Source organism: Candidatus Pelagibacter sp. IMCC9063 (assembly GCF_000195085.1).
Lineage (GTDB): Bacteria > Pseudomonadota > Alphaproteobacteria > Pelagibacterales > Pelagibacteraceae > IMCC9063.
Genome location: NC_015380.1, coordinates 40,216 through 61,154, shown reverse-complemented (window position 1 = coordinate 61,154; position 20,939 = coordinate 40,216). Strand labels below are relative to the sequence as shown.

Annotated in this window: 28 protein-coding genes; 20 read left to right on the top strand and 8 right to left on the bottom strand. The window is 25.5% G+C overall.

The features are described 5' to 3' along the window. Nucleotides 1–3 precede the first annotated feature (3 nt). The 9 genes from SAR11G3_RS06900 to SAR11G3_RS00315 all read left to right on the top strand — a co-directional run bounded on the left by SAR11G3_RS06900 (nt 4) and on the right by SAR11G3_RS00315 (nt 7,060). Nucleotides 4–846, top strand: coding sequence for a class I SAM-dependent methyltransferase (locus SAR11G3_RS06900; RefSeq protein WP_013694717.1), 843 nt, complete (start codon nt 4–6; stop codon nt 844–846). An 11-nt stretch (nt 847–857) separates the two neighbouring features. Further along, a complete protein-coding gene (locus SAR11G3_RS00345; protein ID WP_013694716.1) occupies nt 858–1,247 on the top strand; it encodes a WxcM-like domain-containing protein in 390 nt (129 codons plus the stop codon). Beyond that, complete coding sequence (locus SAR11G3_RS07250) at nt 1,248–1,397, top strand: hypothetical protein (protein WP_013694715.1); 150 nt, start codon at nt 1,248–1,250, stop codon at nt 1,395–1,397. Further along, nucleotides 1,346–1,756, top strand: coding sequence for a GNAT family N-acetyltransferase (locus SAR11G3_RS07830; protein ID WP_081456261.1), 411 nt, complete (start codon nt 1,346–1,348; stop codon nt 1,754–1,756). Before SAR11G3_RS07250 ends, SAR11G3_RS07830 begins: the two co-directional genes overlap by 52 nt. 20 nt (nt 1,757–1,776) lie before the next feature. After that, on the top strand, nt 1,777–2,814 hold the full coding sequence (locus tag SAR11G3_RS00335) for a glycosyltransferase family 4 protein (protein WP_013694713.1): 1,038 nt from the start codon (nt 1,777–1,779) through the stop codon (nt 2,812–2,814). Nucleotides 2,815–2,900: 86 nt separating this feature from the next. Further along, nucleotides 2,901–3,494 (top strand): nucleoside-diphosphate sugar epimerase/dehydratase, encoded by a 594-nt coding sequence (locus SAR11G3_RS07630; protein WP_013694712.1) that lies wholly within the window; start codon nt 2,901–2,903, stop codon nt 3,492–3,494. Beyond that, complete coding sequence (locus SAR11G3_RS00325; RefSeq protein WP_081456259.1) at nt 3,458–4,327, top strand: polysaccharide biosynthesis protein; 870 nt, start codon at nt 3,458–3,460, stop codon at nt 4,325–4,327. The genes SAR11G3_RS07630 and SAR11G3_RS00325 overlap by 37 nt, the downstream gene beginning before the upstream one ends. A 5-nt stretch (nt 4,328–4,332) precedes the next feature. Continuing rightward, entirely contained in the window at nt 4,333–5,250 is a 918-nt protein-coding gene (locus SAR11G3_RS00320) for a glycosyltransferase family 2 protein (protein WP_013694710.1), read from the top strand. Next, a complete protein-coding gene (locus SAR11G3_RS00315; RefSeq protein ID WP_041862283.1) occupies nt 5,234–7,060 on the top strand; it encodes a DUF1420 family protein in 1,827 nt (608 codons plus the stop codon). The genes SAR11G3_RS00320 and SAR11G3_RS00315 overlap by 17 nt, the downstream gene beginning before the upstream one ends. A gap of 79 nt (nt 7,061–7,139) precedes the next feature. On the opposite strand, the gene SAR11G3_RS07220 is transcribed toward SAR11G3_RS00315, so the two are convergent. Together SAR11G3_RS07220 and SAR11G3_RS00305 are read right to left on the bottom strand one after the other, a co-directional pair. After that, nucleotides 7,140–7,463, bottom strand: coding sequence for a hypothetical protein (locus tag SAR11G3_RS07220; protein WP_148225685.1), 324 nt, complete (start codon nt 7,461–7,463; stop codon nt 7,140–7,142). Between the two features lie 479 nt (nt 7,464–7,942). Beyond that, the gene (locus SAR11G3_RS00305; RefSeq protein WP_013694707.1) at nt 7,943–8,353 is read right to left on the bottom strand and encodes a hypothetical protein; all 411 of its coding nucleotides are present in this window, start codon (nt 8,351–8,353) and stop codon (nt 7,943–7,945) included. 376 nt (nt 8,354–8,729) lie between these two features. On the opposite strand from SAR11G3_RS00305, the gene SAR11G3_RS00295 reads away from it, so the two are divergent. Both SAR11G3_RS00295 and SAR11G3_RS00290 read left to right on the top strand, forming a co-directional pair. Continuing rightward, complete coding sequence (locus tag SAR11G3_RS00295; protein WP_013694705.1) at nt 8,730–9,155, top strand: hypothetical protein; 426 nt, start codon at nt 8,730–8,732, stop codon at nt 9,153–9,155. Nucleotides 9,156–9,157: 2 nt separating this feature from the next. After that, complete coding sequence (locus SAR11G3_RS00290) at nt 9,158–9,478, top strand: glycosyltransferase (protein WP_013694704.1); 321 nt, start codon at nt 9,158–9,160, stop codon at nt 9,476–9,478. On the opposite strand, the gene SAR11G3_RS00285 is transcribed toward SAR11G3_RS00290, so the two are convergent. From SAR11G3_RS00285 to SAR11G3_RS00270, 4 genes are all read right to left on the bottom strand, one after another. Further along, nucleotides 9,467–11,176 (bottom strand): carbamoyltransferase family protein, encoded by a 1,710-nt coding sequence (locus SAR11G3_RS00285; protein WP_013694703.1) that lies wholly within the window; start codon nt 11,174–11,176, stop codon nt 9,467–9,469. The genes SAR11G3_RS00290 and SAR11G3_RS00285 overlap by 12 nt on opposite strands. 2 nt (nt 11,177–11,178) lie before the next feature. After that, nucleotides 11,179–12,150 (bottom strand): NAD-dependent epimerase/dehydratase family protein, encoded by a 972-nt coding sequence (locus SAR11G3_RS00280; protein WP_013694702.1) that lies wholly within the window; start codon nt 12,148–12,150, stop codon nt 11,179–11,181. A gap of 37 nt (nt 12,151–12,187) precedes the next feature. Further along, on the bottom strand, nt 12,188–13,252 hold the full coding sequence (locus SAR11G3_RS00275) for a hypothetical protein (RefSeq protein WP_013694701.1): 1,065 nt from the start codon (nt 13,250–13,252) through the stop codon (nt 12,188–12,190). A gap of 192 nt (nt 13,253–13,444) precedes the next feature. After that, complete coding sequence (locus SAR11G3_RS00270) at nt 13,445–14,020, bottom strand: glycosyltransferase family 2 protein (protein ID WP_013694699.1); 576 nt, start codon at nt 14,018–14,020, stop codon at nt 13,445–13,447. 20 nt (nt 14,021–14,040) lie between these two features. Here SAR11G3_RS00270 and SAR11G3_RS00265 point away from each other — a divergent pair, with 20 nt between their 5' ends. Together SAR11G3_RS00265 and SAR11G3_RS00260 are read left to right on the top strand one after the other, a co-directional pair. Then, nucleotides 14,041–14,241: a hypothetical protein gene (locus SAR11G3_RS00265; RefSeq protein ID WP_013694698.1), complete on the top strand. Its 201-nt coding sequence runs from the start codon at nt 14,041–14,043 to the stop codon at nt 14,239–14,241. A 2-nt stretch (nt 14,242–14,243) separates the two neighbouring features. Then, nucleotides 14,244–15,029, top strand: a complete 786-nt coding sequence (locus tag SAR11G3_RS00260; protein ID WP_013694697.1) for a Gfo/Idh/MocA family protein — start codon at nt 14,244–14,246, stop codon at nt 15,027–15,029. On the opposite strand, the gene SAR11G3_RS00255 is transcribed toward SAR11G3_RS00260, so the two are convergent. Next, entirely contained in the window at nt 15,021–16,145 is a 1,125-nt protein-coding gene (locus SAR11G3_RS00255; protein WP_013694696.1) for a DegT/DnrJ/EryC1/StrS family aminotransferase, read from the bottom strand. The two genes, SAR11G3_RS00260 and SAR11G3_RS00255, sit on opposite strands and share 9 nt — an antisense overlap. An 11-nt stretch (nt 16,146–16,156) precedes the next feature. Between SAR11G3_RS00255 and SAR11G3_RS00250 the strand changes: the two genes are divergently transcribed. From SAR11G3_RS00250 to SAR11G3_RS06875, 7 genes are read left to right on the top strand one after another with little or no spacing between them, the layout of a single operon-like run. Then, the gene (locus tag SAR11G3_RS00250; RefSeq protein WP_013694695.1) at nt 16,157–16,612 is read left to right on the top strand and encodes an acyltransferase; all 456 of its coding nucleotides are present in this window, start codon (nt 16,157–16,159) and stop codon (nt 16,610–16,612) included. Beyond that, nucleotides 16,612–16,896 carry a hypothetical protein gene (locus SAR11G3_RS06890; RefSeq protein ID WP_013694694.1) on the top strand — a complete coding sequence of 95 codons (285 nt, stop codon included), beginning with the start codon at nt 16,612–16,614 and terminating at the stop codon, nt 16,894–16,896. Before SAR11G3_RS00250 ends, SAR11G3_RS06890 begins: the two co-directional genes overlap by 1 nt. Continuing rightward, the gene (gene hisH, locus SAR11G3_RS06885) at nt 16,857–17,222 is read left to right on the top strand and encodes an imidazole glycerol phosphate synthase subunit HisH (RefSeq protein ID WP_081456256.1); all 366 of its coding nucleotides are present in this window, start codon (nt 16,857–16,859) and stop codon (nt 17,220–17,222) included. Before SAR11G3_RS06890 ends, hisH begins: the two co-directional genes overlap by 40 nt. Nucleotides 17,223–17,228: 6 nt before the next feature. After that, the gene (locus tag SAR11G3_RS00240; protein ID WP_013694692.1) at nt 17,229–18,002 is read left to right on the top strand and encodes a HisA/HisF-related TIM barrel protein; all 774 of its coding nucleotides are present in this window, start codon (nt 17,229–17,231) and stop codon (nt 18,000–18,002) included. Further along, the gene (locus tag SAR11G3_RS00235) at nt 17,989–18,933 is read left to right on the top strand and encodes a hypothetical protein (protein WP_013694691.1); all 945 of its coding nucleotides are present in this window, start codon (nt 17,989–17,991) and stop codon (nt 18,931–18,933) included. Before SAR11G3_RS00240 ends, SAR11G3_RS00235 begins: the two co-directional genes overlap by 14 nt. Continuing rightward, nucleotides 18,934–19,368: an ATP-binding protein gene (locus SAR11G3_RS06880; protein ID WP_081456255.1), complete on the top strand. Its 435-nt coding sequence runs from the start codon at nt 18,934–18,936 to the stop codon at nt 19,366–19,368. After that, complete coding sequence (locus tag SAR11G3_RS06875; RefSeq protein WP_148225683.1) at nt 19,301–20,074, top strand: hypothetical protein; 774 nt, start codon at nt 19,301–19,303, stop codon at nt 20,072–20,074. The genes SAR11G3_RS06880 and SAR11G3_RS06875 overlap by 68 nt, the downstream gene beginning before the upstream one ends. Nucleotides 20,075–20,410: 336 nt before the next feature. On the opposite strand, the gene SAR11G3_RS07215 is transcribed toward SAR11G3_RS06875, so the two are convergent. Beyond that, entirely contained in the window at nt 20,411–20,773 is a 363-nt protein-coding gene (locus SAR11G3_RS07215) for a hypothetical protein (RefSeq protein WP_148225682.1), read from the bottom strand. Between the last annotated feature and the right edge of the window lie 166 nt (nt 20,774–20,939).

The following is a 20,939-nucleotide window of genomic DNA, read 5'->3' as shown; positions in this document are numbered from 1 at the left end:
TAAATGAATAAATTATCCTATAAATTTTTTAACAAATCTAAGAATACCAATCACTACAATAAAATGTATAAAAAAAAATTATACGAACCAAATGTAAAAAGATTAGAAATAATTAAAAAATTATTAAAAATTTACAAACCAAAAAAAATTATTGATGCAGGGTGTGGGACTGGAATGCCATTGATTAAAATAAAAAAAATGGGTTTTAATATTACAGGCTACGATAAATCAGATAATATGATTAAAGAAGCTAAAAAAAATTTAAAAATATTTAGGTTTCCTGAAAATATTATATGTGCAGGCGATTTTGAAAATCCAAAACATATAAAAAATAATTCTGTCGATTGTATATTGGGAATGGGTACATTTTATTATTCTAAAAAATTTAATTATACTTTAAGAAATCAGGTAAAGAAGCTAAAAAAGAATGGAAGACTGATATTTTCACTAAGAAATTCTCTTTTTGATTCCTCAACATTCAATGATTATAGTGTAAATTTTTTTTCTAAGCTTTATAATATTGATAAATTTAATAGTTCTATTAAAAAGAATTTTTTAAATATATTTAAAAGCTTTAACAAAAATAAAAATTTTAAAAAAAATATTGATGACTATAAAGTCTACTCATTGTCCCACAACCCATTAACGATTGAAAAGCAAGTTTTGAACAAGTTGGGATTGAAGTTAAATGGGATATATTTTTACCATTATCACATTTTACCACCAATATTTGAAAATTTTGACAATTTTGAATTTAAAAAAAAATCATATAAAATTGAAAAGCCTGAAGATTGGAAGGGATATTTCCTTGCATCTGCATTTGTAGTTGATTGTCAAAAAACGTAAATTGAATATTTATGATTAATAGGGTTAAAATTTATAAACTTAAAGAAATAAAAAGCTCTGCAGGGAGTATTGTAAAATATATAGATAATAAAAAACCTTTTTTTAAGGGATTTGGTGAGGTGTACTTTAACGAAATTAAAAAAGGATATACAAAAGGTTGGAATTTACACAAAGAGTGCAAATCACTTATTTACGTATCACATGGTACAGTTAAATTTACAATAATGAACAGAAGTAAAAAGGAAAAAAAAGTATTTAAAATTTCAAGGTCTAATCCTTCAATTTTATGTATACCTCCAAAACTTTGGTTTAAATTTGAATCTATGACAAATTTTTCAATTATTGTTAACTTTATCAATCAAGTGCATAGTAAAAATGAAGTTGAAAAGCATCCACTCTAAATGAAAGTTAAAATTATAAAGTTAAAAAGTTATTCACATATAAAAAAATGGGTTTCATGGCTAAATGATAAGGATGTAACTAAATTTAGCGAACAAAGATTCACAAAACATACGGAAAGTTCTCAAAAAAAATTTATAAAAAAAAACTAAAAGACAAAAATTCAATTTGCTTCAAAATTTTTCTAGATAATATTTTTGTAGGAGTTATTGAAATAGGAAAAATTGATTATAATCATAATACATGTGAAATTATGTATTTTATTGGAGAAAAAAAATTTTGGGGAAAGGGTTTAGGATCAAATTCCATAGAATTGGTAATCCAATTTATAAAAAATAAACTAAAACTAAAAAAAATATATGCTGGTATATACTCATTAAATAATGCAAGTCGTAAGGTGTTATTGAAAAATAAATTTAAAAAAGAATGTGTAATCAGAAAATTATTTAGCATTTCTCATATTTCAAAACATAAATTTGACGACAAAATAATCTTTAGTTTAAAAATATAACAATAAAGGCAAATTATTTTATGACAGATAGTATTATTTTTATTTCAAATGGATATAAAGGTGGAGCCAATAAATATTTTGAACAACACATAAACTTTAATTTAAAAAAAAAAGTGTTTTTAATAGACACGAATCCACAAAAAAACTTTGAAAGAAAAACTCTAAAAAAAATAGAGTTTTATAAAAAAGATGTATTGTATAATTATTCTAGTACAAAAAAATGCTTAGAAGACATTTTAAAAAAAATTAACAACAAGCAAACCGTAATTTTTCTCACAAATTATATAATATTTATAAAGTATTTTTTTTTATTAATTTTTCTTAAAAAAAAAGGAATTAAAACATGTATTACGATTCATAGCGGTATTCTGAATTACAATAATTTCCATTATTTTGCAGGTTTTATTTTTTCATTTTTATTTTTTTTTTCAAACAAAGTCATATTCGGATCGTATTCAGCGAGAAAATGGTGGATTGGTATATTTCCTTGGATGTATTTAAAAAGAAATAAAGTTTTATTTAATGGCATTCTCATTAAAAAAGCTTTTAAAAAATTTAATAAGAAAAAAATTAATGTTAGTTTTGTAGGAAGACTAAATAGTGAAAACGACCCTACTTTTTTCTGCAATTTTGCAGAATATTTTTTTAAGAAACACAATATAAGATTTCACTTATTTGGAGAAGGTCCAATGAAGAAAAAACTCTTAACATTTAAAAAATACGTCACTTTTCATGGGTGGCAACCTGAGAGTATTGTTTATAGGAATTCTGATATAGTTATAATAACTTCGTATATAAATAATTTTCCTTACGTCGCTTTAGAAGCTAAAAGTTATGGAATACCTGTTATTTGCTGCAGTAAAGGTGATGTTAAATTAATAATCAAAAATGGTTATGACGGATTTATTTTAAAAAATAGAAACATGACTGAAATTGTCAATTCAATTTTAAAAATAACAAAAAATTATAGTTTTTTTAGAAACAATGCATTTAAAAATGTTAAAAAATTTAACCTAAACAGTAGTTGTAGAAAAATTTGGAATTATGTTTCTAATTAATTTAAATATAACAACAAAAGTTATTTTATCATATTTAGAAATTTTAAATTCTATTCTTGATGGTAGTAATTCAAACAAAGTCGCTAATGATTAGTGATTTTAATAAAATTAAAAAAATGAACTTCGAAAATTCTATTCAAACAGCAATATATGGATCTGGGTACTCAGGGAAAAAAATTGCATCACAATTAAAATTAAACAAAACAAATGTAGATTGTTTTATTGATGACAACCTATCTAAAATTGGTTCTAAAATAAATGGAATAAAGGTTATATCATATGAGCAGCTAAAGATTATTTCCAAAAAATATATTATTTCAAATATAATTGTAGCTATTCCATCTTTATCAGAAAGCGAAAATAGTAAACTTGTAAAAAAACTATACCCCTACGCTTTAACAATATCCTCGTTGCCTAGAAAATTTTTTTTTAAAAGGAAAGATATAAAATTAATAGACATAGAAAATATATCAATTGATCAAATTTTGAACAAAACAAGTTTTGCAATTAATAAAAAAACTCTTAAAAGTTTTAGAAATAAGAACATTTTGATAACAGGTGGTGCAGGTAGTATTGGTTCAGAAATTGCAATGCAGCTCATAAAATCAGAATGCAATAAAATTTGTATTTTAGATAATTCCGAATTAAATATGCACAACTTTATAAAAAAAAATTATTAGGACATATTTCTAAATTTAAATTTATTCTAGATGATATAAAAAATGAAAAATTTTTAACAAATTTAATAAAACTTCATCAAATAAACTATATTTTTCATACAGCGGCATACAAGCATGTAAATTATTTGGAAGATAATGTTCACGGGGCAGTAAGCAACAATATATTTGGTACAATTTCATTGTTAAATTCTATTAAAAATATGAAGATAAATGTAGTGTTCATCTCTACAGATAAAGCAGCAAATCCAAAAAATATTTTAGGTATTACAAAAAGACTATCTGAAATAATTATTCAGTCCTATTCTAAGCTAAATGAATATAAAAATTCTAAATTTAGTATTGTTAGATTTGGTAATGTAATTGGATCTGCGGGATCAGCCCTACCAATATTTTTTAATCAAATATTATCAAATAAACCCATAACAATTACTGATATCAGAATGAAACGCTTTTTTATGAGCATGAAAGAAGCGTGCGGTCTGGTTATTGAAGCATCACAAATCAAATCCAATGGATATATTTTAATTTTAAAAATGGGTAAGCAAATTAAAATTATAAATATCGTGAAAAAAATGTTTAAATTACTAAGTACAGATGGACAAAAATTAAAAATCAAGATTATTGGAAAAAATAAAAATGAAAAAATTTCTGAGGTCCTAAGTTCTTCTAAAATTTTTTACAAAACAAATGTAGACAAAATAATTAAAGTTAAAGAAAAATCGTTTAATAGATCGTCTACTTTTTGTTTTATGGAAAAATTAAACAAAGATATGAAAAATATTAATAATAAAGGTTTTCACCAACTTGTTAAAAGTTTTTTTAAGAAATTGTAAAGATAATGAACATTCTCTTTTCAATTATTATGCCCAACTACAACTCAAATTATTTAGAAAGAGCGATACGATCTGTTTTGGTACAAAGTTATTCAAATTGGGAGCTGATCTTAGTTGATAATCATTCAAAGCAAAGTCCAAGTACTTTTATTAATGAGCTAAACGATCCAAGAATCAGATTTTTCTCTATACACAATGACGGTATCATAGGAAAATCAAGAAACTATGGAATAAAAAAATCTAGAAGTGATCACATTTTATTTTTAGATAGCGATGATTGGTTTTTAAAAAATAAATTAGTCCGATTAAAGAATGAAATAATACAAAAAAAACCAGATATTATTTACCATAATACAATAATTAATTACCAAAATAATAAAAAAATTTATAAAAAATCTAATTTCTATAAAAATAATTTTTATTTAAATGTTTTAAAATTTGGAAATCCAATTTTTAATTCTTCACTTTATGTTAATAAAAATATTCTACATGCAGTTAATTATATAAGCGAAAATCCAAAAAAAGTGGGCTGGGAAGATTTTGATTTAATTCTAAAATGCTCTTCAATGTCTTCTAATATTGTAAAACTAGAAGATTTTTTAACTAATTATTGGATTGATAATAATAATTTTTCCACAAAGGAAAAATTTCTATCATATATACTAAAAATTAAAAAAGATTATATTGATACGAATGTTGCTTTTAATGGAATGACCCCATTTTGGATTTCCGCTCCTTTAATAAAAAAAAATATGGATAACTTTAATTATAAAGATAATCTTAAAATTTTAAATGCAACCGTATGCTACAATTTCTTAGACAAAGCCAAACTGATGTCATTTTTAATCATAAATTATTATTATTTTTTAAGTAGCAAATTTATTAACTTTTTAAAAAAGAATCTATATGAAAAATGGTTTTGAAAACTATCTCTTAGATCAGCCCATTTCTCTAATAGTTTCTTTATTAATAATATTTGGAATTAGTTATCTAGGAAATTTTCTCCAGATTATTTTTTTTAAATCATTAAATCGTGTAATAAATTATCAATATAAATATTATTCAATACTTGTTGGCACGTATTTTATAATGTTGGTATTTTATTTCTTGACATTATTTGAAATTATAAATTTTTATTTTTATAAATATGCAGCACTTTCACTTGCAGGACTCGGTATCTTAAATATATTTATATTTTTTTTAAGGATAAAAAAATTTCAATCACCATTTAAAAATTATGGATTTTTATCTTATTTTGTACCTCTTTATTTTCTTACTTTGTTTCTAATATCTGCATCACCTATCACCCATGCCGATTCTTTAGGCTATCACGTATTTGGTGCTGTCGATCTATTAGAGCGTGAAACTTTTCAAAAAGAATTACTACCAATGACTGGTCTATTGGTTTCTTTGGGAGAGATAATGATTGCAATTGGTTTTTCCATAGGAGCTGAGCAATTTGGATCCATTTTGCAGTTTTCGAGCTTGATTTGCCTTATACCCATCTTTGCAAATAGATTTAATATAGATAAAGTTTATTTTTATTTAATTATTTTAAGCACGCCAATAATTATTTTTTTGATAAGTTCTCCTAAACCCCAATTATTTTTTGCAATCAGTACATTAATAATTTTTAATGTTTTGTATAATAATTTTTTTACATCTAAGAAAAAAGAAATTATTATTTATTCTTTTCTAATTTGCTTGGTACTTAGTTTAAATTATATTGCCAAATATTCTTTTATATTAAGTTCATTCTTGTTATTAATTATTTGTTTAGTTAAGATATCTGAAAAGAAACTTTTCTTTCACTTTTCAATAATATTAGTTTCAGTATTTTTTTTAATTATTCTTCCGTATTGGAATATGAATCATGATTACTTTGGCACTAATTATTTTGCTCAAGTTTTTAGCCATTTACCACTTCATATCGAAAGTTTTGAGCATTTTAACCATCAATTAACTTCAGGAAATATAGACTTAATGCAAATTTTTTACCCAAAAAGTATTGGTCAATTTTTTACTATTCTAGGACCTTCTATTTTAATTCTCTTTTTCATTTTGTTCCAAGAAGTTAATAAGCATAATATAATATTTATATTAATTACGTTATGTTTTTTTATAATTATTTTCTTTTTTACCTCAAATTTAACTAGACTTTTTACAGAGGGTTTTTTGTGGTTAGTTTATTTGTCTAGCATGTCATCAAGTAAGAAAACTTTTACATTAAGTTTTTTAAAATTTTTTTCAATTTCTCAATTTTTTTTAATGTATTTTGTAATCCTTTACAGTGCGGTAACTTTATTTCCTGGTTCCTTAAATAACAAAATTAGAGAGGGTGTTATGAGCAATTATGCTAATGGCTACACATTGGCTAAATGGACCAATACTCTACTTAGGAAAGATAAAGATATTTTGCTATCTACCCATAGATCAATATCTTTATTTAATGTACAGACATATTCATATATTTTTATGACTCAGAATTTAGATTTTTCAAAAAAAAACAATAAGATTTATCTAAATTTTTTAAAAAATAAAAAAATTAATAAAATCCTTTTTTATAAAAATACCTTTGACCACTTCCCTTTTAAAAAATGTTTAGGAAAACGTTTTGCTTATAAAAAAAATGCAGGAAGAGATGTTGGTAGAAATCCTTTTAATAAAAAAAATTATTACAATGCATCGATTTACAACTTTGACTTTGACGCTCTTCCAGCATGCTTAAATTAATTAATTTATAATAGGTCACGCATTGATTAGAATAATTATATTTAATTTTTCTTAATGAGTAAATTTTGAATCTTGTATTTTAATTTTTTAATTTATAATTATTAATAAAGTTATTTGAATATCTACCTAAATTTTTTTCATAACACTGAGCTGTATTCAGGCTTTTAAAAAATTTACTCAGATACCCATTATCTACCTGAAAAGTGTACTTGGCTGAGATGGCATGTTGAGCATCACACGATGTTTTGTTTTTGTATTTAATTTCTATAATACTATAGCTTACTATCCATTGTAATATGTTAAAAAATATTAAAATTTTAAGAAATTTTTTACTGACAGAGTTTGCAATAAAAGCATACAAAAATATTACAAAGGGATTTATTATTAGATATTTTGTTGGCATGAAAAAAAAAATTATTAAATTTATGCCTATAATAAAAAATATTATTAAATTATTCTTATTAATTAATTTGAATTTAAAAAAATTTATGATTATTAGGTAAAAAATAATTATAGAAGAAAAAACACCTAATATTTTGTAAATTTTATAAATAAATCTTGGAAACAATGAAATAAATGAAAGTTCTGGTCCTCCATACCAACCAGGCGATGAGTTTTTTGTTAAAATAGGTATTTTGATAAAAGAGATTGAAAATTCATTAGCTATAAATACCGGAATATAAAAAGCTAAACCAATGCTTGTAATAATTGCAAAGGATATAAATAATCTTTTAAATTTTACTTTATTTTCTTTTTGCTCAATGAAATAGAAATATATTAACAAAGATGGATAAATAAATAACGCAAAATTAGCTCTAGACGCTATAGAAAATGCAAAAAATATTGACGATATTAGTATTGACTTGGGTAAAAAAAAGAAACCTAACGAAAAAAAAATAATGAAAAGGAATAATCTAAGGTATTTGTATTATCAATAAATAAAATTGAATTAGAAAAAACGAGTAAAATAAATAACATTTTTTGTTTTTCAACAAAAGAAAATGCAATAAAAAAAATAGAAAAGTAGAAAAAAACAAAACTTAGAATATTAGAGCCGCTTACACCAAAATTATAAGCCACAAAACCAAGTATAATTTCTGGTATCGGGTATCCGTAAGCTCCTCTTGAGGGTTTGTATACGCCAGTATCTAATAATATTAAAAAAGAATTTATTATACTGTATGAATCACCATCTGAGAAATGAGGACCTCGTAAAAAACTTAAATATACTCCAAAAGAAAATATTATAAGTCCAAAAAATAATATCCAAGATGATTTTTTGTAGGTTTTCAATTGATTATGTATTTTCTATTAATTTTTATTTAATTTTTTATTAACACAAGGAATAATGATTTTAAAGGGAATAAGATTACATCTTTTAAAATTTACTGTTAAAAGATTTTTTTTATCCGTGATTTTTTGATACTATTAATTAATATGAAATTATTAATTCTTACATACCAAAATATAAATGTTTACGGGATTAATCAAGTGCTGAAAGACTTAATCCCATTTATTAATAAAAAATTAGAAGTATCTACCAATATTAGCTTTTTTAAATTTTTACTTTCCAATGTAGATATTATTCATATACACGGGCTTTGGCATCCAAGATTTTTTTTTAATAGCAAAATTAAAAACCACAAAAGTAATTATTAGTCCACATGGGATGCTTGACCCAGAATCGTATGCCATTAAGGCTTGGAAAAAGAAAATCGCCTTACTAACTTATCAAGGTATAGTTTTGTGGGGTGCAAATTTAATTATAGTAAATTCAAAAAAAGAAAAGCACAATTTACAAAAAAAAGTAAAATTCCAAAACGTTATCATTATATCACATGGTATTGTTGTGAAGAAAATCAAAAAAAAAAGACATGGAAACCCAATACATTGTATTTATTTTTCAAAAATTCATCCTATAAAGAATTTACTTCAACTAGTTCAGGCCTGGTCTCTTTCTAAAAAACTCAGAATATTTAAACTCAGTATTTTTGGTGAAATAGATGATGTTAATTACTTTAACAAAATACTAAAAATTATTAAAAATACAAAAAATATTTTTTTTCTTGGAAAAATAAAAAAAATAAAATTTTAAATTTGTCTCTATATGATGTTTTTATATTACCTTCCAAATCTGAAAATTTTGGATTAGTTGTCTTAGAAGCATTAAATGCTGGGTTGTATTTAATTTTAAATAAGTCGTTGCCATGGAAAGATTTAACCAAGAATAACTTTGCAAGTTTTATAAATTTTAATACTCATAATTTGGAAAATAAGATTTTACATATTGAAAAAAATAAAAAATTTCTATTATCAAAATCACTTAATAAAAAAAAGATTATATATTTAAAGTCTAATTATAATTGGGAAGATATTTCTCAACAATATATTTTAGAATACAAAAAATTATTTTTTTAAGAATATAAAGTTATTTAAAACCAGAACATCCATATCAGTTCTATTGAAACAATTGTATGCCTCTTGAATGTTGCAAACTATAGGTTCATTTTCATTGAATGAAGTATTCAGGAGAATGGGCACCCCCGTTAGGTGGTAAAATTTGTTTATTAATTTATAAAATAAAATGTTTGTTTTCTCAGATACTATCTGGACTCTACAAGATCCATCCACATGAACAACTGATGGCACTATATCTTTTTTATTAGGTTTTATCTTTATTACGGATTCCATGTAGTGATTATTGGATATTTGAAACTCAAACCATTCATTCTTTAAATCGTCAGCAACAGAAGGGGCAAAAGGTCTAAAATTTTCTCTTCTTTTGATTTTTTGATTAATAATGTCTCTTATGTTTTTATTCCTAGGGTCCGCAAGTATTGATCTGTTGCCCAATGCTCTCTGTCCAAATTCCATTTTTCCCTGGTACCATCCAATAATCTTAGAATTTGAAATTTCTTTTGCTACAAATTCTAACAATTCATTTTCGTTCATTTTTCTTACAGTAATTTTTGACTGGTCAATCGTTGATATAAATTTATTTATGTCATCGTTTGAAAAGCTAGGTCCGAGAAATGGACTTTGTAAATTATCAATTTTTTGTTCTTGATATTTATAGCTAGAAACTAAAGCGGAACCAATTGCTCCTCCAGCGTCTCCAGGAGCATAAGGAATAAATAGTTTATTAATTCCATGGCTTTTATCTAATTTTCCATTAGCAACTGAATTTAGAGAGCACCCTCCAGCTAAGCATAAATTGTCACTTTTTATCAATTCTTTGGCCCTTTTTATTATTTGGAAGAAAAATTCTTCATAAACGCTTTGTATCGAGGCTGCCAAATTTTCCTTATCATTTTCAATATCTTCTTTTGTAATAAAATTAAAAATCTCGTCTTTATAAATTTTATTTTGGCTAGGAATGCCATCAAACTTGTAAGAAAAGTTTTTTTCTGTATGAGCAAAATATTTTTTGTTTAGTCTAAATGTTTTGGAATCTTCAAAAAGTGTATTTAATATTGCCTCTTTGTAGGTAGGTTGTCCGTAAGAAGAAAGTCCCATTAGTTTATATTCGTCACCAAAATTCTCAAATCCCAATAATTGTGTCATCATTTCATAAAAAATTCCTAAGGAATCTGGAAAAAAAATTTTTTCTTTAATATTAATTTTGCTTCCTTTTCCTTCCGCTATAACCACACTTGCAAAATCACCAAAACCGTCAATGCTAATACATATTGCATGATCAAAATTGGATGGATAGTAGGAAGAGGCTATATGAGATAAGTGATGATCTATATAATCTATTTTTATTTCTTTTGAAAAATTGAACTCTCTAGATAGCTCATCTTTAATTGTTAATTTTTTTTTTAGCCTTAAAAAAATCTCTCTTTTTTTGGATCCAAATATGTAGTTTTTTAAAAAATAAATAGATTTTTGAGGAAGATTTGATAGAGGGTTTGTATTAAGAGAAATGTTTGTGAGTTGCTCTTCTTTTATATTTGCGTATTTTAAGCATTCTTTTATTGCTAGTATTGGTAAACCAGCCCAGTGTTTTTTTCTGTTAAGTTTTTCTTCTTCTATCGCGAATACTAATTTATTATCTTTTATAATACAGGCAGATGAATCTGCGTGATTAATATTAAGACCCAAGATAATGGGCATTGTTAATCTGTATTTTTAGTTATCTCTTTTTTAATCCAAAAGTATGTCTGTTCCAATCCTTGACTTAAAGTAAATTTTGGTTCCCATCCCAATTTATTCTTAACCATGGTATTGTCGCTAGATCTACCCCTCACACCTTTTGGTTTATCCAACAAATATTCCCGCTTAAATTTTTTTTCAGCAATAGTTTCAATCTTTTCTAACATTTGATTAATAGAAACTTGTTCCTCACTACCTATATTAATAGGGCCTGTTTCTTTAGAGTTAATAAGCTTAAGAGTAGCTTCAACACAGTCATCGATGTAAAGAAATGATCTTGTTTGCTCTCCATCTCCCCAAACTTCAATGTTATCCTCAGAGTTTCTGATAGCATGAACTACTTTTCTGCATAAGGCGGCTGGCGCCTTCTCTCTACCTCCATCATACGTTCCATTTGGACCATATATGTTATGGAATCTTGCAACTTTCGTATCTATACCAAAATCCTCTTGAAAGTGTCTGCACATTCTCTCACTAAATAATTTTTCCCAGCCGTATCCATCCTCAGGCATTGCGGGGTATGCATCCGATTCTTTTAAACCTTTAATAAAAGTTTTTTCCTGCAAGTCTTTATTGTAAGCACATGCGCTTGAGGAAAAGAAATAATTCTTAATGTTATTAATTTTGCAAGCCATAAGTAGGTGTGTATTAATCAAAACTGATATCATACATTCAGCTTTATTATTCTCTATAAAACCCATGCCACCCATATTGCAGGCCATATTAATCACCGTTTCTGTATTAGCTGAATATTTGATGCAATTTTCTTTTAACGTCAAATCGATTTCAAAAAAATTTTGGCTTTGTTTGGATATTTGAAACCAGTGTTCTTTTGGCTTTATGTCAGCTGCAACAACCTCATGACCCGTTTCTAATAATTTTTTAACTATATGGCCGCCAATAAATCCACCTGCTCCACAAACAAAGTATTTCATATAATCACCTTATAGATTAAATTTACAATCTTTCAAATTAAAACTTTAAATTTTCTAAAAATCTAAAAGTTGAAAAGGCAGGGTGAGAAGACCAAATAAAGAAAAGAATAGCAAGAAAGGCTAGTTGCCATTTTGGAAAAATTTTATTTACGGGCATATTTAGAAAAAAAAATATTACAATTGGAATATAGCCTAGGGTTGCCAATCTCATTACATTTCTGCCAGTGACATCAATACCACTTAAGAATGGCTGGATAATTATCATAGTAGAACAAGTCAGTATAAATATATTTAAAGTTCTGAATTGGTTTCCAAAATTAATTTTTCGAATTTTAAAAATATAAATTAAAAAAAGAGGACCAAAGCTTAAGGCTGGAAGAAAAATTAAAAAATGAAGTATTTCCAAAAAGTTTTTATTTTCGATAAATAAACCAAATACAGTTATTATATATTGCGACGATCTTTCATTATCATAAGAAATCGTATGGCTTGAATAATATAAATTTAATAAAAATACTGCTAAAAAAACTGAAACAAAAAGCAAATTCACTTTTAATTTTGAAATAAAATTTTTATTAACTAGATCAACAAAGATCATAGAAATTAAGATGGCAATTGCGCTTTGACGAGCCGCTATAGCAATTATTAAACCGATTAGTAGAAGAAAATTTTTCTTCTCTATAATCCCTAATATGCAAATCAGCAAACCAAGATGAAAGAATAGATCTGTTATTATAGTTGGATTTGATATGTAAAATCTCGTAATGTAAGGATTAAAATTAATTAAACACAAGCATAGAACTATTTGAAATTGTGAAAAATTCAATTTTTTTGATATCTTAATAAAAACTAAATTTATTAAAAATAATAATAAAACTGAAAGAGTTTTATAAAGTAAAAAAATTTTTATCCCAGTGATGTTGGAAGCTATTCCAATTAAGAACGGGAAAATAAATCTTTCAGAGTGTATGGGTTGTATTTTAACCTTTGAAATTTCTGGTGCATAAAAGGATATACTAAAATAACTTTCTCCATCTGCCCCACCAAGCAGTAAGCTTTCTTCATAATTTAAATGAGTATTTGTAAAAAAAATATATAGCAAACTTAGAGTAACAAAAAAAAAATTGATAAATCTTTTGTGGAGGTCATTAAAGTTTATTTTTAAAAAAAAATGATTTTATCCAATATTTAGACATTATAAACCAATCAATAAAAGGACGCATTTTTGTATAATTTTTTTTATCTTGGTAATCCATTGATACTGAGATTTCTAAAAATTTAATTTCAGGCTGTTTTAACATTGCACCATAGCTGTAATATTCATAACCATAAGTAAATAGATTTCTTTTAAAAAAATTTTTTTAAAATTTTTAAATAAATTGACTCTAAAAGCCCTAAAGCCACAGGAGCAATCTGTGATTTTTTTTTGGAATAGGAATGATACAATTAAGCTAAAAATTTTTATTAAAACTATTCTATATATTGGGTTGTTAGAGTAGAATCCATTTTTTAAAAATCTACTTCCAGAAACAAAATCATATTTTTCTTTATATATTTTTACTAAAAAATATTTAATTTGGGCAGGGTTCATTTTTCCATTACCCGCCAAATGAACAATGCAATCAAATGCTTCTTTTTTTGCATACTGATAACCAACCATCAGCGCATAACCAACTCCATAATTCTTTTTTAAGTTTATATATTTTATCTTACTTTTTTTTATTAAATCTAATGATCCATCAGTTGAACCGTTATTAATTGCGAGATAAGTTAAATTAAGTTTTTTGTGATTGTATTTTTTAATTCTAGACAACAATTTATTTAATTTGTCATATTCGTTATAAATAGGTATTATACAAATTGATTTCATAAATTTTTATATATTATATTTTGAATAAAAACGCACTTGGTATCATTGGAGCTGGCTATTGGGCAACAAATATCATCAAAACTCTTGAAGAAATGAACATCAAAAATGTTTATGTTTATGACAATGACAAAACCAAATTAGCCCAAATAAAAAAAAAATTTAAAACCGTTAATGTTGAAACTAATGAAAATATTTTTTTTTTAATATTAAAAATGTCATAATAGTGACGCCTCCAAGCACGCATTACAAAATTGCAAAAAAATGCCTAAATAAAAACCTTAATGTATTTTTGGAAAAGCCAGCAACGCTAAAAAGCTTTCATTTAAAAGAGCTACATAAGTTAAGTGAAACTAATAATAAAATACTTATGATTGGCTATATATATAATTTTAATACTTATGTTAATTATATTAAAAAAATTATAACTAATAAAGCTTTAGGGAAAATAAAGTACCTATCTTTTCAAAGATTAAATTTGGGACCAGTTAGGAATGACAATTCATGTTTTTGGGATCTGAGCTCCCATGATTTGTCTTCCTTGATTTACCTAACTAACGCAAACCCAAAAGTTACTAAAGTAAATGCTTTTTGTTTTTTAAAAAAAAACATCTTTGACATGGGAACTATTTTTTTAGACCTCCAAGGTATTAAAGTTGAAATAAAATCAAGTTGGCTTAACCCAGAAAAAGTTAGAAAAATTGTTGTAATAGGATCCAAAAAAATGTTGCTTTTTGATGAAATGAACTCAATCAATCCTATTACAATTTACAATCAGTACGCAAGTTATCCAAAAATTAGCAAATTTGACAAATCTTTTTTCACTCCTAAAGCAAATATATATTATGGAAAAACTTTCAGTCCTAAAATTAAATTCACATCTCCTTTGAAGTCTGAATTGTCTTATTTTATAAAATTAATTTCAGGTAAGATAAAAAATACCAAAAGCAATTCAGCCCATGCTCTTAAAGTTCATAATTTATTGGAGCAGGTAGATAAAAACTTACCTTAATTGATTAAGTGTTTTGCAAACAAAATCTATTTCACTTTTTTTTAAGTTTGGATCAATTGGAATGCTAATTCCATATTTTGCAACATTTTCAGCATTAGGAAAATTTTGATTTTTAAATAATTTTGATACTGCTTTAATTTTATGTATAGGTTCAGGGTAGTGTTTTCCAAATTGTATTTTATTTTTTTTTAGCAAAGATGCTAATTGATTGATTTTTTTTGATATAATTACGTACTGATGAAAAACACAACCGGGGTAGTAGCTTAATTTTTTAATAAATTTATTTTTAATATGTTTATTGTAATAATTAGCTATAATTTTTCTCTTATGATTATTTTTATCAAGATTATCTAGTTTAACATTAAGCACATTGGCCTGAATTGTATCAAGGCGAGAATTGTATCCTACGTACTGGTGTTCAAATTTTTTAATACCACCTAAATTTGCCAATTTTGCAATTTTATTTCTATCGACTCTGCTTTTGCAGGTAACTATACCCCCATCTCCATATGCGCCTAAATTCTTACCGGGGTAAAAACTAAAACAACCATAGTTCCCAATTGATCCTGCAAGTTTACCTTTTTCACAGCATTTTTTTAAATTTTTTTCACAAGATGAACAATCTCTTGATCCGTGAGCCTGAGCAGCATCCTCAATAATAATAATTTTTTTATTACCAATTATTTTTTTTATATTTTTGATATCGCAGCAATCACCATAAAGATGAACTAAAATTATAGCCTTCGTTTTTTTAGATATTTTCTTTTCTAACTGTGTAGGGTCGATCGTTGAAGAATTTTTTTTTATATCAACTAATACTGGTACTAAGTTAGCTCTCAACACAGCAAATACTGTTGCACAGTATGTCATTGCAGGAAGAATAACTTCTGATTTTTTGGATAAATTTAAAGATTTTAAAGCAAGAAACAGTGCATCAGAACCACTGTTGCAAGATATTGCACTTTTAGCATTGCAGTACCTAGCAAATTTATTTTCAAAATCCGTTACTGCTTGACCTTTTATATAGCTATTTTTTTTAATTGTTTGTTTAATTGCTCTTAAAATCTTATTTAAAGATTTATAATCTTGTTTATAGATGTTAAAAAATTCAATCATTGAATTATCTTATGACTATTAAAAAAAAAATATCAATCAAAAATGTATCTTTTGGAAAAAATGTAACAATTATTGAACCGGTAAATCTTTACAATTGCAAGATCGGCAATAATTGTTTCATCGGACCTTTTGTCGAGATTCAAGAAGGATCTATTATTGGAGACAATACTCGTATCCAGAGTCATTCATTCATATGTAGCAAAGTTAAAATTGGAAAGAATTGCTTCATAGGTCATGGAGTAAAATTTGTAAATGACAAATTCTTAAAAAACAAACTTACAAAAGATAAAAAAAAATTATTAAACACGCTTGTGGGCAATAATGTTTTAATTGGCAGTAATTCCACAATCTTACCAGTGGCAATAAAAAATAATATTGTCATCGGAGCTGGTAGTGTTGTGACAAAAGATTGTAAAAAAAACAAAGGCGTATACATGGGAAATCCAGCCAAGCAAAAAAAAAATTAATGATTTCATTAATTGATTATGATGTTGGTAATATTAATTCTCTGGCTAATCTTTTGGAAGATTTAAATATAGAATTTTGCATCACAAGAGACAAAAATAAAATAAAAAATTCAACAAGGATTATTCTACCTGGAGTATCTAATTTTAGCCATTCCATGAATAATATTATTAAGCTAGGTCTGGATAAAGTGCTAGAGGTAGAGATAATAGAAAAAAAAAACCTGTTCTTGGAATTTGCTCAGGCATGCAAATATTGTGCACTTCAAGCGAAGAAGGACATGTAAATGGATTAAATTTTGTTAATGGAAAAATAAAAAAATTTCCCGAAGATTTAATTTTGCGAGTTCCACACATTGGTTGGAATAAAATTCAAGCTAACAACAATGATCTTTTTAAAAATATTGATAGTGAGGAAAGATTTTATTTTTGCCATTCTTACTTTTTTGAGCCTGATACAGAGAACTATAAAATAGTTACTTCAAAAACAAAGTATGGAAATTTTTTTTGTAGTAGCTTTTCTTACAAAAATATCTTTGGTGTGCAATTCCACCCAGAAAAAAGTCAAGATGTTGGAAAAAAATTAATACAAAATTTTTTAAATAGTTTTTAAATTTATATGAAATTAATTAGAATTATTCCGAGCTTATTGCTTAAAGATAATAATCTTTTTAAGGGAACAAATTTTGATCATCACAATTATGTAGGGGATGTTTTTAACGCACTTAAAATTTTTTCTGAAAAAAAAGCCCATGAAATTATCCTTTTAGATATAGGAGCAAGAAAAAATAAAAAATTGATAGATCTTGACCTTATTAAAAAAATTAGACAAGAAACTTTTGTTCCACTATGTGTAGGCGGTGGAATTAACGATATTGATTCTGCATCTAGAATAATTAACGAAGGTGTTGAAAAGACAATTGTAAATGCGTCAACCTTGGCCAATCTTGATTTGGTGAATCGGGTAGCATCTAAATTTGGCAGCCAGAGTTCGACGGTTAGTGTTGATGTTGTTAAAAATAATAATAAATACCTGATCTATTCTCATCTTTTAAAGAAAACGATTAATTTGGATATGGTGAAATTTATTAAAAATTGTGAGAGTGCAGGAGCGGGAGAAATTATTTTGACAGCGGTACACAGAGAAGGAACTGGATTAGGCTATGATATTGATCTTTATAAGATTGCAGAAAATTTAGTTAAAATTCCAATAATTGCATCTGGGGGAGGCAAAGACTTAAATAGCATGAGGGAAGTTTTTGATAAAACCAAATTATCAGCCGCTGCCGCTGGTAATAATTTTGTATATTATGGATCTAGAAAAGCAGTTCTAATAAATTATCCTGACAAAGAAACAATAGTTAGCTTAATGGAGCATTATGAAGATCATTAAAAAGTTTTATCCATTAATTTTAACTATCTTATTTTCTTTATCTATTTTTTTCTTTTTTAAAAATGATTTTAAAGAAATTGATTTTTTCGATAAATTTACCTTTGATATAATCAGTGCAATTATTTTTTTGTGCTTTCTTTATTTAATTACAGAAGCTTTAGTATTAAGAAATATTGTTATTTTCTTTAAGAAGAATATTACTTTAGTGGAGAGCTTGGCCTTAATGACTTCTACCTACCTCCTTAACAGTTTTGTTCAATTGTCTGGATTGGGTTTTAGAGTTACCTATTTAAAAGAAAAAAAATCGATTAATATCAAAAGTTTTTTATTTTTATCTATTTCTTCAATTTTTTGCGAATTGTTCATATTTTCATTTTTTGGATTAGCTACGACTTTTTTAATTGATTTAATAGCAGGGGTTACATTAATTTCAAAAGATATAAAATTAATCTTTGCATTTATTGCACTATCAAGTTTTATCTATTTATTTTTATTAATTTATTTTATAGAAAATTTAAAATTACTAACTAAAAATTTTAATTTAAAATTAGTTGATAAATTAATTGAATTTCTTTTCTTTATTAAAGAAAAGAATCTATTATTATTCCATTTAAAGCAATTAACTATTTTTAGTATTCAATATATTGTAGTTGCAATTTTATTTGTGATTATTTTAAAATTTTTTAGTAATGAAAATTATTTTTACAATTCTTTATTAACTGCCTCACTAGTAGACCTATCTTTTATTGTAAACCTAACTCCTTTTTCACTAGGCATTTCTGAAACATTTGCATATTTTGGAACTAGGGGTACAAGTTTAAAAATAATTGAAATAATTATAGCAATTAATTCTTTTAGAATTGGTATAATTTTAGTAAGTTTGATTATAGCACCAATGTATTTTTTAATATCAAATTTTATAAAAAAATAAATGAAAACATGTAGTAGATGCGTAGTAAATGAAACAGTTCCTTCTATATCGCTCGATAAAAATTTAGTCTGTCAGTTTTGTAAGATCCATGATGAAATGGAGCTAGAGTATCCTTCGAGCCTAAAAGAAACTGACAGAATATATCAAATCGCAGAACAAATAAAAAAAGATGGAAAAAACAAAAGCCATGACTGTATAGTTGGTGTAAGTGGTGGACGAGATAGCTCTTATCTTTTGTACTTTTTAAAAAAAAAAATGGGCCTAAATCCACTTGCCGTCCATTACGATAACGGATTTGATTCCGACACTTCAGTTTCAAATATTTTAAATATTTGCAACACACTAAACGTAGATTTGGAAACTAAAGTTGCCAATTGGGACGTATTTAAAAAAAATTACGAGATCTTTTTTTTTAGCAGGAGTCTCCGATCCTGATACTCCAACGGATGTAGGTATTTTTAAAACTATGTACGAGACTGCTTATAAAGAAAATATTAAATATGTATTTAATGGACACTCATTTAGAACGGAGGGGATAGAGCCTTTGGATTGGACATACATGGATGGAAAATATATTAAAACCATTCATAGTAATTTTGGTGACGGAGATTTAAATAATTTTGACAATTTTTATATTACGGATCTAATTAAATATAAAATATTAATGGGAATAAAAACTATATTACCACTTAATTATATTGAGTATGATCATGCTAATGTAGATAGAATCTTACAAGAAGAATTAAAATGGAAATATTATGGCGGTCACCACCATGAGTCATTGCTTACAAAGTTTATTGTCTCCGTATACCTTCCTGAGAAATTTAATATAGATAGAAGAATGACTGGTTTGGCAGCCATGGTCAGATCTAAGACAATTGATAAAAAAGAGGCAGAAAAAATTTTAGCTGAAAAACCTAAAATTGAAGATAAAGAAAAGTTAACCAAATATATTTTGGAAAAACTTGACCTTAGCAAAGAACAATATCAGCAAATAATGAGTCAAAAAAATAAAAACTTTAAAAACTTTCAAACTTATTACAACCTATTTAAATATTTAAAACATCCAGTCAATTTTGCTACCAAATTAGGATTTGTTCCAAAGATTCTATACCTCAGATATTATGGTGGTCACAAATAATAAAATGAATTTAGTTTTTGTAGAATTTTCTGAATTTATTTAAATTGAATTTTTGCTTGCAGATATTTAAATAATTAAAATAGTAAAGTTTCTTATTCATTTCATTATAATTCTTATTATTCAACATACACTTAGATAGGTAAATATCTTTTATAATTGCTTTATTATCTAGAGTATCTTGCACAAATATAGTGTCTAATAATCTTTTATTAAAATTAAAAAGATAAATATGAGAATATAAAACTATAGCCCAAAATATCCCAATCCATAAAAATATTTTCTCTTTCTGTAGCAAAGTAATTTTTGACAGATATATAAAAATTATAAATAAATAACTTAAAAAAAACCATTAAATATTCTTGGGGCCGGATCTTTGTTGATTAAAAAAAACATCAAAAAATGAATCCACATAATAAAAACTATTTTTTTTGGGATTTTTTTAGTTTTTATATTTACCAAAAGAAATACAATCAAAATTGCAATCGTAAATAGAAAAATTTTATCAAAGAAGAAAATATTTTTAAATAAAATAGTTATAGAAAAATTTTTAGCATCAGCATAGGCTTCATAAAAAAAAATTCTATTAGATCCTGAAAAAAAAATATCCAAAAAATTATTATTTAAATAATCAAAGGCTGTTATTAGAGAATAGTTTGACAGTTTTGCTAGAGACAGACCTGTTAAAATAATAGAGAGCATATAAAAAACCGAGAGAGGTACGCAAAAATATACTATAAAATATTTTAGATTATTTCTAAAATGTCGTTTATTGCAAATAAACAAATACAGTAATATTGGCAAACATAAGTATAAATTTACCAGATGATTGTAGAGCTGCAGAAACAATAAAAAAAAAATTATTTTA